Origin of the sequence: Streptomyces sp. NPDC002825 (assembly GCF_040295385.1) — a bacterium.
Classification (GTDB): Bacteria; Actinomycetota; Actinomycetes; order Streptomycetales; family Streptomycetaceae; genus Streptomyces.
Window position 1 is genome coordinate 147,763 of the sequence record NZ_JBEOVH010000016.1, and the last position, 15,723, is coordinate 163,485.

Annotated in this window: 13 protein-coding genes; 3 read left to right on the top strand and 10 right to left on the bottom strand. The window is 71.4% G+C overall.

What is annotated here, in order from left to right; all coding sequences use genetic code 11:
- Nucleotide 1: 1 nt before the first annotated feature.
- The 3 genes from zwf to pgl are packed head-to-tail and all read left to right on the top strand — an operon-like array spanning nt 2 to nt 3,386.
- Nucleotides 2-1,534 carry a glucose-6-phosphate dehydrogenase gene (gene zwf, locus ABT041_RS21760; RefSeq protein ID WP_351186812.1) on the top strand — a complete coding sequence of 511 codons (1,533 nt, stop codon included), beginning with the start codon at nt 2-4 and terminating at the stop codon, nt 1,532-1,534.
- Entirely contained in the window at nt 1,531-2,607 is a 1,077-nt protein-coding gene (gene opcA / locus ABT041_RS21765) for a glucose-6-phosphate dehydrogenase assembly protein OpcA (RefSeq protein WP_351186814.1), read from the top strand. Before zwf ends, opcA begins: the two co-directional genes overlap by 4 nt.
- Nucleotides 2,604-3,386 carry a 6-phosphogluconolactonase gene (pgl, locus tag ABT041_RS21770; RefSeq protein WP_351186816.1) on the top strand — a complete coding sequence of 261 codons (783 nt, stop codon included), beginning with the start codon at nt 2,604-2,606 and terminating at the stop codon, nt 3,384-3,386. Before opcA ends, pgl begins: the two co-directional genes overlap by 4 nt.
- Before the next feature lie 22 nt (nt 3,387-3,408).
- Here pgl and ABT041_RS21775 read toward each other — a convergent pair whose 3' ends face one another.
- The 10 genes from ABT041_RS21775 to ABT041_RS21820 all read right to left on the bottom strand — a co-directional run bounded on the left by ABT041_RS21775 (nt 3,409) and on the right by ABT041_RS21820 (nt 15,607).
- Nucleotides 3,409-5,019: a PH domain-containing protein gene (locus tag ABT041_RS21775; protein WP_351186818.1), complete on the bottom strand. Its 1,611-nt coding sequence runs from the start codon at nt 5,017-5,019 to the stop codon at nt 3,409-3,411.
- Nucleotides 5,016-5,516, bottom strand: a complete 501-nt coding sequence (locus tag ABT041_RS21780) for a PH domain-containing protein (RefSeq protein WP_351186820.1) — start codon at nt 5,514-5,516, stop codon at nt 5,016-5,018. Before ABT041_RS21780 ends, ABT041_RS21775 begins: the two co-directional genes overlap by 4 nt.
- Nucleotides 5,517-5,520: 4 nt before the next feature.
- A complete protein-coding gene (pgi, locus tag ABT041_RS21785; RefSeq protein WP_502976567.1) occupies nt 5,521-7,182 on the bottom strand; it encodes a glucose-6-phosphate isomerase in 1,662 nt (553 codons plus the stop codon).
- 42 nt (nt 7,183-7,224) lie between these two features.
- Nucleotides 7,225-8,442 carry an MFS transporter gene (locus tag ABT041_RS21790; RefSeq protein WP_351186822.1) on the bottom strand — a complete coding sequence of 406 codons (1,218 nt, stop codon included), beginning with the start codon at nt 8,440-8,442 and terminating at the stop codon, nt 7,225-7,227.
- A gap of 128 nt (nt 8,443-8,570) precedes the next feature.
- A complete protein-coding gene (locus ABT041_RS21795; protein WP_078908267.1) occupies nt 8,571-8,906 on the bottom strand; it encodes an RNA polymerase-binding protein RbpA in 336 nt (111 codons plus the stop codon).
- A gap of 77 nt (nt 8,907-8,983) precedes the next feature.
- A complete protein-coding gene (secG, locus tag ABT041_RS21800; protein ID WP_351186878.1) occupies nt 8,984-9,214 on the bottom strand; it encodes a preprotein translocase subunit SecG in 231 nt (76 codons plus the stop codon).
- 97 nt (nt 9,215-9,311) lie between these two features.
- Nucleotides 9,312-10,103, bottom strand: coding sequence for a triose-phosphate isomerase (gene tpiA / locus ABT041_RS21805; RefSeq protein ID WP_351186824.1), 792 nt, complete (start codon nt 10,101-10,103; stop codon nt 9,312-9,314).
- Nucleotides 10,104-10,110: 7 nt separating this feature from the next.
- The gene (locus tag ABT041_RS21810; RefSeq protein ID WP_351186826.1) at nt 10,111-11,322 is read right to left on the bottom strand and encodes a phosphoglycerate kinase; all 1,212 of its coding nucleotides are present in this window, start codon (nt 11,320-11,322) and stop codon (nt 10,111-10,113) included.
- A gap of 105 nt (nt 11,323-11,427) precedes the next feature.
- Nucleotides 11,428-12,438 (bottom strand): type I glyceraldehyde-3-phosphate dehydrogenase, encoded by a 1,011-nt coding sequence (gene gap, locus ABT041_RS21815; RefSeq protein ID WP_351186828.1) that lies wholly within the window; start codon nt 12,436-12,438, stop codon nt 11,428-11,430.
- Between the two features lie 217 nt (nt 12,439-12,655).
- A complete protein-coding gene (locus ABT041_RS21820; RefSeq protein WP_351186830.1) occupies nt 12,656-15,607 on the bottom strand; it encodes a M14 family metallopeptidase in 2,952 nt (983 codons plus the stop codon).
- Between the last annotated feature and the right edge of the window lie 116 nt (nt 15,608-15,723).

Consider the following 15,723-nt stretch of genomic DNA (forward strand, 5'->3'; position numbering starts at 1 on the left):
TTTGAGCGCAGTCCACGGAGCCAACCCGCTCCGTGACGCCGCAGACCGACGGCTCCCGCGCATCGCGGGGCCGTCGGGCCTGGTGATCTTCGGCGTCACGGGCGATTTGTCCCGTAAGAAGCTGATGCCTGCCGTCTACGACCTGGCCAACCGCGGCCTGCTGCCGCCGGGCTTCTCGCTCGTCGGCTTCGCGCGCCGCGAATGGGCGGACGAGGACTTCGCGCAGGAGGTCTACGAGGCCGTCAAGCAGCACGCGCGCACCCCCTTCCGCGAGGAGGTGTGGCAGCAGCTGATCCAGGGCATGCGGTTCGTCCAGGGCGACTTCGACGACGACACGGCCTTCGAGCAGCTCAAGTCGACGATCGAGGAGCTGGACAAGGCACAGGGCACGGGCGGCAACTTCGCCTTCTACCTGTCCGTGCCGCCGAAGTTCTTCGAGCTCGTTGTCCAGCAGCTCAAGAAGCACGGCCTGGCCGACCAGAAGGACGGCTCCTGGCGCCGCGCCGTCATCGAGAAGCCCTTCGGGCACGACCTGGTCTCCGCGAAGGAGCTCAACGAGGTCGTCCACGAGGTCTTCCCGCCCGACGCGGTCTTCCGGATCGACCACTACCTCGGCAAGGAGACCGTCCAGAACATCCTGGCGCTCCGCTTCGCCAACACCCTCTTCGAGCCGATCTGGAACCGGTCGTACGTCGACCACGTGCAGATCACCATGGCCGAGGACATCGGCATCGGCGGCCGCGCCGGCTACTACGACGGCATCGGCGCCGCCCGTGACGTCATCCAGAACCACCTGCTCCAGCTGCTCGCGCTGACCGCGATGGAGGAGCCCGCCTCCTTCGACGCCGACGCGCTGGCCGCCGAGAAGACCAAGGTCCTCGGCGCGGTGAAGCTGCCCAAGGACCTGGGCAAGTCCACGGTCCGCGGCCAGTACGCCGCCGGGTGGCAGGGCGGTGCCAAGGCCGTCGGCTACCTCCAGGAAGACGGCATCGACCCGCAGTCGAAGACCGACACCTACGCGGCCATCAAGCTGGAGATCGACAACCGCCGCTGGGCGGGCGTCCCGTTCTACCTGCGGACCGGCAAGCGCCTGGGCCGCCGCGTCACCGAGATCGCGGTCGTCTTCCAGCGCGCCCCGCACTCCCCCTTCGACCACACCGCGACCGAGGAGCTCGGCCGCAACGCCATCGTCATCCGGGTCCAGCCGGACGAGGGCGTGACGGTGCGGTTCGGCTCCAAGGTGCCCGGCACCCAGATGGAGATCCGGGACGTGTCCATGGACTTCGCGTACGGCGAGTCCTTCACGGAGTCCAGCCCCGAGGCGTACGAGCGGCTCATCCTCGACGTCCTGCTCGGCGACTCCAACCTCTTCCCGCGGGTCGAGGAGGTCGAGCTGTCCTGGAAGATCCTCGACCCGATCGAGCAGTTCTGGGACACGCACGGCAAGCCCGCGCAGTACCAGTCCGGGACCTGGGGTCCGGTCGAGGCGGACGAGATGCTCGCACGAGACGGCAGGAGCTGGCGCCGGCCATGAAGACCGACCTGACGGACACCACGTCCTCCAAGATCAACAAGGCGCTGGTGCTCGGGCGGCGGGCGATCGGCACGCCGGCCGTCGGCATGGTGCTCACCCTCGTGATCGTCACCGACGAGGAGAACGCCTACGACGCGCTGAAGGCGGCCAACGAGGCGTCCCGCGAGCACCCCTCGCGGACCCTCGTCGTCATCAAGAGGGTCTCGCGCTCCCCGCGGGACCGTGCCAAGGCACGGCTCGACGCCGAGGTCCGCCTCGGCGCCGACGCCAGCACCGGCGAGACGGTGGTGCTCCGGCTGTACGGCGAGGTCGTCGACCACGCCCAGTCGGTGGTGCTGCCGCTGCTCCTCCCGGACGCCCCCGTCGTCGTCTGGTGGCCGGTGAACGCGCCGACCGACCCGGCGAACGACCCGCTGGGCGCGCTCGCCCAGCGCCGGGTGACCGACACGTACGCCGCCGAGCAGCCCATCCAGGAGCTGACCGCGCGCGCGGACGCGTACACCCCGGGCGACACCGACCTCTCGTGGACCCGGATCACCCCGTGGCGCTCCATGCTGGCCGCCGCGCTCGACCAGGTCGTGTGCGAGGTCAACTCCGCCGAGGTGGAGGGCGAGGAGTTCAACCCCAGCGTCGAGCTGCTCGCGATGTGGCTGGCGGACCGCCTGAAGGTGCCGGTGCGGCGCTCGAAGTCGGCGGGCCCCGGTCTCACCTCGGTACGGATGCAGACCAGCGCCGGCCCGATCGTCCTGGACCGGCCGGACGGCTCGCTCGCGACGCTCTCCATAGAAGGGCAGCCTGACCGGGCGGTGGCGCTCAAGCGCCGCGACACGGCCGAGCTGATCGCGGAGGAGCTGCGCAGGCTCGACCCGGACGACACCTACGCGACGGCGCTCAGGTTCGGTCTGGAGCGGCTCGACGAGGCGGCGGCGACGACCGCCCCCGAGCCGGTCGCTCAGCCGGCCGTGGAGACGGTCGCGGAGGCGGTGACGGAGGCGGAGGCGGTCGTGGAGACGGCTCCCGCGGCCAAGCCCGCCGCGAAGAAGACCCCGGCCAAGAAGGCGGCGGCCAAGTGAGCACCCCTCAGCTGGTCGTCCACCGCGACAAGGAACTGATGGCCGAGGCCGCCGCGGCCCGGCTCATCACCCGGATCGTGGACGCCCAGGCCGCCCGCGGCTCCGCCTCGGTCGTGCTGACCGGCGGCCGCAACGGCAACGGCCTGCTCGCGGCGCTCGGTACGGCCCCCGCACGGGACGCGATCGACTGGTCGCGGCTCGACCTGTGGTGGGGCGACGAGCGGTACCTGCCCGAGGGCGACCCCGAGCGGAACGTCACCCAGGCCCGTGCCGCGCTGCTCGACCGGGTGCCGCTCGACCCGGCGCGGGTGCACGCCATGCCCGCCTCGGACGGTCCGTACGGCAGCGACGTCGACGCCGCCGCGGCCGCCTACGCGGCGGAGCTGGCGGCCGCCGCGGGTCCCGGCGACCACGGTGGGGTGCCGACCTTCGACGTGCTGATGCTGGGCGTCGGGCCGGACACCCATGTGGCCTCGCTCTTCCCGGAGCTGCCCGCGGTCCGCGAGACCGAGCGGACGGTGGTCGGGGTGCACGGCGCGCCGAAGCCGCCGCCGGTCCGCGTCTCGCTGACGCTTCCGGCGATCCGGGCGGCCAAGGAGGTCTGGCTGCTCGCGGCCGGAGAGGACAAGGCGAAGGCCGCGGCGATCGCCCTGTCGGGCGCGGGCGAGGTGCAGGCCCCGGCGGCGGGTGCCTACGGCCGCTCGCGGACGCTGTGGCTGCTCGACGCGGCTGCCGCGTCGGAGCTGCCGCGCAGCCTGTATCCGCCGGCCTCGGCCTGATGCACCTGTACGGAGGCCCGGTTCACCTTTCGGTGGGCCGGGCCTCCGGCGTGTGTACGGGCGCTTGTACGGGTGTGTCTACGATCGCGTCCGCGGGCGTGTCGGCGCGCTCCAGGAACGGCGCGAGGAGGCCCGGTACGGCTCCGGCGGCGAAGGCCAGCCCCTGGCTCTCGCCCACGTCGAGGATGTCGTACGCCCCCTCCCCCGCGGCCGTCGTGGCGGTGAGGGTCAGCAGGCGGGAGCGGCGCTGGAAGTACGACTGCTTGACGGTCCATCCGATGACGCCGGAGCGCTGGAGGGCGACCGTCCTCCGCCGGACGCTGCCCGAACGGGTCACCAGATAGGCGCCGCTGACGCCGTGTCCGAGCGCGCGGTACGCGTCGAGGGCGAGCAGCACGGCGAGCGGGCCGAGGACGAGGGCCCAGCCGGCCGCCACGTACAGCAGGACGGGAGTGAGGAGCAGGCCGAGGACGGCGAGGACCGCGGCGGATCCGAGGACGCTCCACAGGGCACGGCGCAGCCGCCGCGCGCGGGCGGCCCGGGGGTGGACGGCGAGGGGTGCCCCGGTCGGCGGCTCCGGCTCGCGCAGGACCTGGGCCGCGACCCGTTCGGCGTGCTCCCGGGGGACGGCGGGCAGCAGGTTCTTCAGGTCGGCGTGCTTGTCGTCGTCGTCCTGGGCGAGGCCGGTGGCGACGGCGTCGACGCGGGCGGCCCCGAACAGCCGGACCCCGAGGGGCTCGACGAGCTCGATCCCGCGCAGCCGGCGCTCCTCGAGGGTGACCGAGCGGGCGGTGAACAGGCCGCGGCGGACACGGAGGGTGCCGCCCGGCTCGCGCTCCAGGCGGTAGTTCCACCACATCTCGATCCAGAGCCCGAGCGCGCCGACGGCCCCGGCGGCGGTCGCGAGCAGGACCAGGTCGACGACGATCCAGGTCAGGGAGGTGTCCTGGAAGCGGTCCCCTATCCAGTCGATGACCTCGCCCTGGGCGCCGAACCACTCGCTGACCTGCAGGACGGCGCCGACGGCGGCGCCGCCGAGGGCGGGGGCGAGGAAGGAGACGGGGGCGAAGCGGATCCAGCGCGGGTCGAGCGTGGCCAGGGTGCTGTCGTCGCCGGGCTCCCCGAGGGAGGCGGTGCGGGCGAGGAGCTCCTGGCGGAGCCGCTCGCCCTCGGCGCGGGTGACCAGTTCGAGTTCGAGGGTGGACTCGCCGGCGGTGTGCTCGCCGGTGCCGATGCGGACCTTGACGAGGCCGAGGACGCGCTGGAGGGGGTTGGCGGTGAGGTCGACGCTGCGGATCCGCTCCCGGGCCAGGGAGCGGCGCTTGAGCAGCAGGAGACCGGTGTGGAGTTCGACCTTCCCCCAGCCTTCGGCCGGGGGTACCCCCATCTCGCTTCGCTCGGGGCCGACGCGGTAGCGGGTGCGGCGCAGCCGGACCCAGTCGGCGGCGGTGCCGACGAGGACGAGCAGTGCGGCGCCGGCGAGGACCCAGGCGACGGCCTGCCAGAGGGGCCTGCCGCCGGAGAGGCCGGCCACGGCGGGGAGGGCCGCGCCGCAGGCCACCCCGCAGAGGACGGCGGCGTCGACGAGCAGGGTGCGCGGGTCGAGCCGCCGCCACTGCTCCTCCTCGCTCATGTCGCGTCCCCGGGGGTGGCCCGGGTGAGGAGGGTGAGCCGCTCGGCGAGTCCGGCGGCGAGCTCGTGGTCGAGGCCCTCGATGCGGATCGCACCCTCGGAGGAGGCGGTGGTGACGGTGACGGTGGCGAGCCGGAGGGCCTGTTCCAGCGGGCCGCGTACGGTGTCGACGGTCTGGATCCGGGACATCGGGGCGATCCGCCACTCCTGCCAGAGGGCGCCGGTGCGCACGTAGACGGCCTCGTCGGTGACCTCCCAGCGGTGCACCCGGAACCACCAGGCGGGGAGGAACGCGGTGCAGGCGAGGCCCAGGGCCGCCACGGCCCCGGCCGCGATCAGCAGCCAGGACCTGGCCGGTCCGATCAGCGCGCCGAGCACGGCCAGAACCGCCGCCGGCAGGGCGGTGGCCACGAGCAGCCGGACCCGCCACCAGGTGACGGCCCGTGCGTCGACGGCGTTCCTGGGCGGCCGCAGCCGCACCGCGTCCTCCCCCGTCATCCGGTTACCGTCCGCGCAGCGAGCGGTAGACGGAGACGAGCCCGGCGGTGGAGCTGTCGAGCTGCTCGGCTCCCTCGCCCTCCGTCAGGACCGGTTCGATCTTCTTGGCGAGGACCTTGCCGAGTTCGACGCCCCACTGGTCGAAGGAGTCGATGTTCCAGACCGCGCCCTGGACGAAGACCTTGTGCTCGTAGAGCGCGATCAGCTGGCCGAGGACGGACGGGGTGAGCGCCTCGGCGAGGATCGTGGTGGTCGGGTGGTTGCCCTGGAAGGTCTTGTGGGGGACGAGTTCCTCGGCGACGCCCTCGGCCCGTACCTCCTCGGGCGTCTTGCCGAAGGCGAGCGCCTGGGTCTGGGCGAAGAAGTTGGCCATGAGCAGGTCGTGCTGGGCGACGAGACCGGGCAGCAGGTCCTCGACGGGCCGGGCGAAGCCGATGAAGTCGGCCGGGATGACCTTGGTGCCCTGGTGGATCAACTGGTAGTAGGCGTGCTGCCCGTTGGTGCCGGGGGTGCCCCAGACGACGGGTCCGGTCTGCCAGTCGACGCGGTTGCCCTCGCGGTCGACGGACTTGCCGTTGGACTCCATGTCGAGCTGCTGGAGGTAGGCGGTGAACTTGGACAGGTAGTGGGAGTACGGCAGGACGGCGTGCGACTGCGCGTCGAAGAAGGCGCCGTACCAGACGCCGAGGAGGCCGAGGAGCAGCGGCGCGTTCTCCTCCGGCGGGGCGGTGCGGAAGTGCTCGTCGACGAGGTGGAAACCGTCGAGCATCTCGCGGAAGCGCTCCGGGCCGATGGCGATCATCAGGGAGAGGCCGATGGCGGAGTCGTAGGAGTAGCGGCCGCCGACCCAGTCCCAGAACTCGAACATGTTCGTGGTGTCGATGCCGAACTCCTCGACCTTCTCGGCGTTGGTCGAGAGGGCCACGAAGTGCTTGGCGACGGCCTCCTGGCCCGCCTGGAGCCCGGTGAGGAGCCAGTTGCGGGCGGAGGTGGCGTTGGTGATCGTCTCGATGGTGGTGAAGGTCTTCGAGGCGACGATGAACAGGGTCTCGGCGGGGTCGAGGTCGCGGACGGCCTCGTGGAGGTCGGCGCCGTCGACGTTGGAGACGAAACGGAACGTCAGGTCCCGCTGGGTGTAGGAGCGCAGGACCTCGTAGGCCATGGCGGGGCCGAGGTCGGAGCCGCCGATGCCGATGTTCACGATGTTCTTGATGGGCTTGCCGGTGTGGCCGGTCCACTCGCCCGCGCGGACCTTGTCGGCGAAGGCGCCCATCTTGTCGAGGACGGCGTGGACGCCGGGGACGACGTTCTCCCCGTCGACCTCGATCACGGCCCCGCGGGGGGCGCGCAGCGCGGTGTGGAGGACGGCGCGGTCCTCGGTGGTGTTGATCTTCTCGCCGCGGAACATGGCGTCGCGGAGCTCGGCGACGCCGGTGGCGGCGGCGAGTTCGCGCAGCAGGGTCAGCGTCTCGTCGGTGACGAGGTGCTTGGAGTAGTCCAGGTGGAGGTCACCGACGCGCAGGGTGTAGTCGGTGCCGCGCGCCGGTTCGGCGGCGAACAGTTCACGCAGATGGGTCTCGCCCAGCTGCTCACGGTGCTTGCCGAGGGCCGCCCACTCGGGCAGCCGGTTGAGCCTGTTGCGGCCTTCGTTGTTCATCTCGGACATCGCCCACTTCTTCTCGTATGTCTGCCCCGCTGCCCCTCCAACCTAATTGATCAGAGGCGCCAGCGACGCTACGGCGAGCGCGAACAGCGCCGCCGCGAGGAGGACGGGTGAGTGCGGGCCCCAGCCGCCGGCCGCGGCGCCGCCGGCGAGGGCCCCGAGCGGGGCGCCCGCGACGGCGAGGGTGCGGAAGGCCGCGGCGATGCGGCCGAGCATCCCCTCGGGCGCGCGCTCCTGCATGAGGGTCGTCTGGTTGACGTTCCACACGGTCCCGAGGAGCCCGAAGACGGCCATGGAGGCGACGGTGACGGCGAGCGTGGGCACCAGCCCCATGAGGAGCAGGCAGCCGGTCTGGAGCGCCCCTGCGAGGGTCACCGCCCGTATGCGCCCGGTCCGTTCGGCGAGACGGCGGGCGAGGAAGCCGCCCGCGACCCCGCCGGCCGCGAAGGCGGTGACGGTCGCCGCGTATCCGCCGTTCCCGGCGTGGAGCCCGCCGGTGACATGGACGACGAGGGTGGCGATGAGGGCGCCCATGCCGATGTTGCAGAGGGTGGTGGCGGTGCAGAGCCGTCGCAGGGTCCGGTCCCGGCGGAGCGCGCCGAGCCCTTCGGCCATCTCCTTGCGGAGGGTGGAGCCCGCCGGGCGGGGCGGTCTCTCGGGGGCCGCGGTGCGCAGGGAGGCGATGAGGAGCGCCGCCAGGACGTAGGTGGCGGCGTCGGCCGCGTACGGCACGGAGGGGCCGGCGAGGAGCAGCGCGGGCACCAGGGGCGCGGCGAGGAGCCCGCCGGCGAACTGCTGACCGGTCATCAGCCGGGCATTGGCGGCGGCCAGGGCCTCGGCGGGGACGAGGGCGGGCAGGAGTGCGGTGGCCGCGTTGTCGAAGAGGGTCTGGAGGGTGGTGAGCGCGAAGGCGAGGACGAGGAGCAGGGCGATCGTGGCGTGCCCGGTCGCGACGGCGACGGCGAAGGCGGCGACGAGCGCGCCGCGGACGAGGTCGACGGCCCACATGGCCCGCCGCTGGTCGACCCGGTCGGCGACGGCCCCGCCGAGGAGGCCGAAGAGCAGCCAGGGCAGGAAGCCGCAGGCGGTGACGGAGGCGATGAGGAGCGGGTCGTCGGTGAGGGAGGCGGCGAGCAGGGGCAGGGCGGCGGTGCGCAGGGAGTCGCCGAAGCGGGAGACGACAGCGGCGGTCCACAGCCGCCCGAAGCCGCCCCGCCAGTCGGGCACGGCCTTGGTGGCGGTCCCCGCGTCCGTCGCTGCCACGACGCCCCCTCGCGCTCGGTGGTCCCTTCTCGACCGACCGTAGACGACGCCACTGACAACGCGACGAAGGGCCTTGTCCGCGAACCGGGTTCACGGGCAAGGCCCTTCGTCACTTCATCACGCCACGCTCAGATCTCGCCGCGCAGCTTGGCGAGCGCCTCGGCGAGGATCGCCTCGCCGTCCGCGTCGCTGCGCCGCTCACGCACATAGGCGAGGTGGGTCTTGTACGGCTCCGTGCGCGGCGGGTCCGGCGGGTTGTCCCGGTCCTGGCCCGCCGGGAAGCCGCAGCGCGGGCAGTCCCAGGTATCCGGGACCGCTGCGTCGCTGGCGAAGCTCGGCTGCGTCTCGTGCCCGTTCGAGCACCAGAAGGAGATGCGGAGGCGCGGTGCCGACTCGCCCCGCTCGGCCTCCCCCATCGGCCCCGCTCCGACCCGGCTTCCCCGGATCGCGTTGCCACTTGCCACGGTCGTAACTCCCTGCGTGATGGTGCTCGAAGATGCCCCAGTCTACGTAAGGCCCAACGCGCGTCCAGTGATTGGAGTTACCGGTCCAACTTCATCAGCAGACCAAGTACCACAATGCAGGAGAACCAGAGCAGACCGACCACGACCGTGATCCGGTCCAGGTTCCGCTCGGCGACCGAGGAGCCGCCGACGGACGACTGCATGCCGCCACCGAACATGTCGGAGAGGCCGCCGCCCTTCCCCTTGTGCATCAGCACGAGCAGCATCAGCAGCGCGCTGAAGATGATCAGGGCGATCGAGAACCCCATAACCACGGCTGGACCAACTTCCTCGGACTTATACGGACGGGGGCCGGGCGCCTGCCCGACCCCCGCAAGGGTACGACGTAACTCCGCTACCGCATACTCACTGGTCGCGGAAGCGCACGATCTTGACGAACTCGTCGGCGTCCAGCGCCGCGCCGCCCACCAGGGCGCCGTCGACGTCCGGCTGCGCCATGATCGCGGCGACGTTGCCGGCCTTGACCGAGCCGCCGTACTGGATGCGGACCTTGTCGGCCAGCTCCTGGGAGTACAGCTCGGCGAGGCGGCCGCGGATCGCCCCGCAGACCTCCTGGGCGTCCTCGGGGGTGGCGACCTCGCCGGTGCCGATGGCCCACACGGGCTCGTACGCGATCACGATCGTCTCGGCCTGCTCGGCCGGGACGTCCTTCAGGCCGCCGTCGACCTGGGCGAGGGTGTACTCGACCTGGTTGCCGGCCTTGCGGATGTCCAGGCCCTCGCCGACGCAGAGGATCGGGGTCACGCCGTGCTTGAAGGCGGCCTTCACCTTGGCGTTGCAGACCTCGTCGTTCTCGGCGTGGTACTGGCGGCGCTCGGAGTGGCCGACGGCAACGTAGGCGGCCTTCAGCTTGGACAGCATCAGGCCCGAGATCTCGCCGGTGTAGGCGCCGGAGTCGTGCGCCGAGATGTCCTGGGCGCCGTACTTGATCTTGAGCTTGTCGCCGTCGACCAGGGTCTGGACGGACCGCAGGTCGGTGAAGGGGACGAGGACGGCGACCTCACAGGCGTCGTAGTCCTTGTCGGTCAGGGCGAAGGCGAGCTTCTGGACGTGGGCGATGGCCTCGAGGTGGTTGAGGTTCATCTTCCAGTTGCCCGCCATCAGCGGGGTGCGGCCAGAAGAAAGGGATGCAGTCATAAGGGGGTCAGTCCTCCAGTGCGGCAAGGCCGGGAAGCGTCTTGCCCTCGAGGTACTCGAGGGAGGCGCCGCCGCCGGTCGAAATGTGGCCGAATGCCTTCTCGTCGAAGCCCAGGATGCGGACGGCTGCGGCGGAGTCGCCACCACCGACGACCGTGAAGGCCGGGGAGTCGACGAGCGCCTGGGCGACGGCCTTGGTGCCCTCGGCGTAGTCGGGGTGCTCGAAGACGCCCATCGGACCGTTCCAGAAGACGGTGCCGGCGTCGGCGAGCTTCGAGGCGTAGAGCTTACGGGTCTCCGGACCGATGTCCAGGCCCTCCTGGTCGGCCGGGATGGCGTCCGACGCGACCGTGGTGGGGTTGGCCGGGGCCTTGGTCTTCAGGTCCGGGAAGTCCGCCGAGACCAGCACGTCGACGGGGAGGACGAACTCCACGCCGCGCTTCTCGGCCTCCGCCAGGTACCCCAGGCACGCGGGGATCTGGTCCTCCTGGAGCAGCGAGATGCCGACCTCGTGGCCCTTGGCCTTGAGGAAGGTGTACGCCATGCCGCCGCCGATGAGGATGCGGTCGGCCTTCTGCAGCAGGTTGTCGATGACGGCCAGCTTGTCGGAGACCTTGGCGCCGCCGAGCGCGACCACGTACAGCCGCTGGACCTCGTCCGTGAGCTTCTTCAGGACGCCGACCTCGGTGGCGATGAGGTAGCCGGCGACGTGCGGCAGCTTGCCGGGGAGGTCGAAGACCGAGGCGTGCTTGCGGTGCACGGCGCCGAAGCCGTCGCCGACGTACACGTCGGCGAGGGCCGCCAGCTGGTCCGCGAAGGCGCCGCGCTCGGCGTCGTCCTTCGAGGTCTCGCCGGCGTTGAAGCGGAGGTTCTCGATGACGGCCACCTGGCCGTCGGCGAGGGCGGCGACGGTGGCCTTGGCCGAGTCGCCGACGGTGTCGGTCGCGAACGCCACGTCGGCGCCCAGCAGTTCACCGAGGCGCGTGGCGGCCGGGGCGAGCGAGAAGGCCGGGTCCGGGGCACCCTTGGGGCGGCCCAGGTGCGAGGCGACCACGACGCGGGCACCCGCGTCGGCGAGCGCCTTGACCGTGGGGACGACGGCGCGGATGCGGCCGTCGTCGGTGATCTTGGTGCCTTCGAGCGGCACGTTCAGGTCGGCGCGGACGAACACGCGCTTGCCTTCGACGCCCTCTTCGAGAAGCTCGTCGATCGTCTTCATCTGTTTACAGACTCCTTGGTACGCGGTGGAGCACACAAACAGGGCTCGCACAGCGCGGCGTTGCGCTGCCCGAGCCCTGCTCCCATCGAAAACCCGCCCTGAAGCTTAGAGCCGGCCGCCGACGAAGACGGTGAGGTCGACGAGACGGTTGGAGTAGCCCCACTCGTTGTCGTACCAGCCGAGGATCTTGACCGTGTTGCCTTCCTGGACCATCGTCAGGGAGGCGTCGAAGGTGCAGGACGCCGGGTCGCTGACGATGTCCGAGGAGACGATCGGGTCCTCGGTGTAGAAGAGAATGCCCTTGAGGTCGCCGTCTTCGGCGGCCTTCTTGAACGCGGCGTTGACCTCGTCCTTGGTGACCTCGCGGTCGAGGGTGACGACCAGGTCGGTGGCGGAGCCGGTCGGGACCGGGACGCGCATGGCGATGCCGTCGAGCTTGCCCTTGAGCTGCGGGAGGACCAGGGCGGTGGCCTTGGCGGCACCCGTCGTGGTCGGGATGATGTTCTCCGCGGCGGCGCGGGCGCGGCGCAGGTCCTTGTGCGGGAAGTCGAGGATGCGCTGGTCGTTGGTGTACGCGTGGACCGTCGTCATGAGGCCCTTGACGATGCCGAAGTTCTCGTCGAGGACCTTGGCCATCGGCGCGACACAGTTGGTGGTGCAGGACGCGTTCGAGATGACGTCGTGCTGCGCGGCGTCGTACTTGTCCTGGTTGACGCCCATGACGATGGTGATGTCCTCGTCCGTGGCCGGAGCCGAGATGAGGACCTTCTTGGCGCCGCCGGCGAGGTGCTTCGCGGCGTCGGCCTTCTTGGTGAAGATGCCGGTCGACTCGATGACGATGTCGACGCCCAGGTCGCCCCAGGGGATGTCGGCCGGGTCGCGCTCGGACAGCACCTTGATGGTGTGGCCGTCGACGGTGATGGTGTCGGCGGTGTGGGTCACCTCGGCCTTGAGGCGACCCAGGATGGTGTCGTACTTCAGCAGGTGTGCGGTGGTCGCGGTGTCACCCAGGTCGTTGACAGCCACGATCTCGATGTCAGCACCCTGCTCAAGGAGCGCGCGGAAGTAGTTCCGGCCGATGCGGCCAAAGCCGTTGATGCCTACGCGGATCGTCACGAACCGATCTCCTCGTTAGGAACGCCGGTGTATCGACGCCGGCGAGATTTTTGTTTTTTGGGATGTCCCCGACCGCTTACGACCCTACCTCCCCGGCCGCCCGCGAGTGACATCGCGCGCAGCCGTACGAGCCCGGAAAGTGAGGGAAAACGGCCGACGACCCGTACCTACCAATGGGTACGGGCCGCCTTGGGACCTTTGTCCCGACTACTCTCCGTCAGCGCCGGAGAGCCCCGAGGGCCCGGCCGAGGAGCCGTGCGCGCTCCGCCGTGCCGGGCACGTGCTCCAGGCCGAAGCCGAGGAGGACGGTGTCGCGGGTGGTGACCGCGGCCTGCGAGTGGAAGAGCGCCGCGGAGCGCGTCCAGTCGGAGGCGTTGCCGGGGCTTCCCGCCGGGGCGCCCGGGGCCGACCAGGCGCCGAGGGAGGTCTCGAAGCCCTCCGCTTCGGTACCGGCCGCGGTGACGAGCCGGGTGTCGTCGACGAAGGCGCCCATCTCTCCCGTACCGGGGTCGGAGATGTACGAGATCGCGAGCTCGACCTTCCTGCCCGCCCAGGCGCTCAGGTCGACGGAGGCCTGCCGCCAGCCGTTGGAGGGGCCGGTGAAGGCGTTCCAGGAGCCGGTGGTGCCGGTGGCCGCGCAGCTGTCCTCGCCGACGGTGAGGTAGTGGGCGAGGAAGGGGTGGCCGCGCAGGTAGTAGCCCTCGCCGCAGTCCGCCGGGGGCTGGGCGGAGGTGCCGCCGTTGGCGTCGGGCAGGGTCGTCCAGTCGTCCTGGCCGACGGTGTGGGCCTCGACGACGAGGTTGTCGTAGCCGGGCTCGGTGTCGTAGCTGACCTGGAAGTCCAGGCGCGGCTTCGACCCGGCGGCGACGCCGGTGAGGTCGACGGTCCTGGCGAGCCGGGCCCAGGTGTCGTCGGCGTGCTTGACGGCGGCGAACGTCGAGCCCTCGGCGGGCTCGAAGGGGGTGCGGATGCCCGGGTAGTCGCCCGCGGAGGCGCTGCTCGCGAACTGCGGGAACTGGTCCGGCTTCAGCGTGTCCGAGGTGACGGTGTACGCGCCCGCGTTGTCGAGCGGGTTGTCGGCGGCGGCGCCGAGCGTCGCGCCGGTGCCCGCGAAGGCACCCGTGCCGGCGAAGGCGGGCGGGTTCTTGAGGCCCGCGCGGTGGTAGGCGCCGAGGTAGTACTGGGCGAAGTCGTTGGACTCGGCCCGGCCGACCTCGGTGAGCCCGCCGGACTTCTCGCCGGCGTTGATCAGCTTGCCGCCCTCGTTGAGGTAGGCGCGGACGGCGAGCTGGGCGGCGCCGGAGGGGCGCTCGGCGCCGGTGTACCAGACGACGGTACGGAAGTGGGAGAGGACGCCGAGGGCGTCCGGGGCTCCCTGGGTGGCGACGTCCCAGACGGCGGCCGCGCGCTTGTTGTCGGCGAGCGCCTTCACGTAGTCGGCGGTGTGCTGCGCGGCGGTGGTGCCGCCCTCGTCGGCGAGGACGAGCACGTCGCCGCGGGGACGCCCGGCGACCTTGTACGTGAAGGGGGCTGAGGCGGTGGCCCTGCCCTCGCGGGTGCGGGCGGTGAACCAGACCTCGACGGAGTCGCCTGGGCGGGCTCCCTCGACCTCGGCGCGGTACTCGTCGAAGTACAGGTTGTCGTCGCCGCCGAAGGTCTCGCCGCCCTTCCAGGCCTCGACCTCCTCACTGTGGGTGCGGCCGCCGTTGATGCGGTACTTCAGGGTCTTGGCGCGCAGCGACTTGCGGGCGGTGACGGCGACCTCCTGCTCCGCGCCGCGGGCGTAGGAGGTGGTGAAGGTCTTCGGGGTGAGGTCGGGGGCGTCGATGCCGACCGGGGAGACGGGCCGGTCGGGGTGGGCGCTGGTCTCGGCGACGGCGAGCGCGAAGGGGACGTTCTTGGCGAACTCGGCCTGGATCAGCTTCTCGTCGTCGGGGAAGGTGAAGACGGAGGCGCAGTCGCCCGGGTTCCAGGCGTCGTTCGGGTCGACGCGGGAGGCGGTGGCGCAGGTCGACATCTCCGGGGTGAACATCTGCATCCCGTTGACGTTGGCGGCGTGTCCGTCCGCCTCGCCGTTGGTGATGTACAGCTCCGAGGAGACCTGCGGCCGGTAGCCGGGCACGGCGGACTTCTGCGGGGTGCCGGCGAGGGCCTTGAGGGCCACGTCGTCGGGGGTGTCGGTGGCGACCTGCCAGCCGACGCCGTACAGCAGGAGCTGGGCGGCCGAGTGGTAGTTGACGCCGTACGCGAAGCCGATGCGCTTCTGGAAGGCGTCGAGGGCCCGGGTCTCCGGCTCCGACATGGGGCCCTTGCCGCGGAAGGTCTCGTCGGCCGGGTCGGGAGACGAACCCTCGTTGTCGTAGCCCCACTTGTAGGCGAAGTTGCGGTTGAGGTCGACGCCGTCGCCGGGGGCGATCCTCCCGTCGCCGTCGTTGTCGCGGAGGTTTTTGCGCCACTGCCGGTTGGCGGGGTCCGCGTGCGTGTAGTCGTAGCCGTCCGGGTTGGCGGAGAGCACGAACCACAGCTCGGTGGAGTCGACGATGCGGGTGATCCGCTCGTCCTTGCCGTAGTTGTCGAGGTAGTGGTGCATCAGCCGCCGGGTCATCTCCGGGGTGATCCACTCGCGCGCGTGCTGGTTCGACATGTACAGCGTGGCGGGCTTCGAGCCGTCCTTGGTGCGCGCGGCGCCCTTGGTCAGCTTGAGGGCGAGGATGTCCTGCCCGTTGAGGGTCTTGCCGATGGAGACGACCTTGGTCAGGCCGGGGTTGGCCCGCCCGGTGTCCAGGATCTCCTGCTTGAGGCCGTTCGGACCGCCGTACGGGCGGAAGACGCCGTCCCCGGCGGCGGCGACCCGCTGCTCGGCCTGGGCGCTGAGGTGGTGCTCGGCGATCTCGACGCCCTGGCCGCGCAGCTGCCCGGCCTGCCGGCCGGTGAGGAAGAGCTCGACCGTCGCGGAGCCCTTGGCCGGGACCTGCTCGGTGAGTTCGTGGGCGTCGGCACCGGCGTCGAGGAGCAGCGGGACCTGCTCCTCGGTGACCTCGGCGCGCCACACGGAGAGGGCGTCACCGCCGTCCCGGTCGTTCGGCTGCGCTCCGGCGACGGGTGCCGCCGCCACTCCGGCGATCAGCAGTGAAGCCGCGGCGAGGATCGATCTCGCTCTGCGTCTCATGTGCCCCCCTTGCTGTTGTCAGTCACGAAGGTGAACAGACGCCAGGCTCTTGGGCGCTCATGGGACTGTCAAGGGTGCCTCGCGGGTGTACGAAAAAGCTGCCGGTGCCTCAGAAA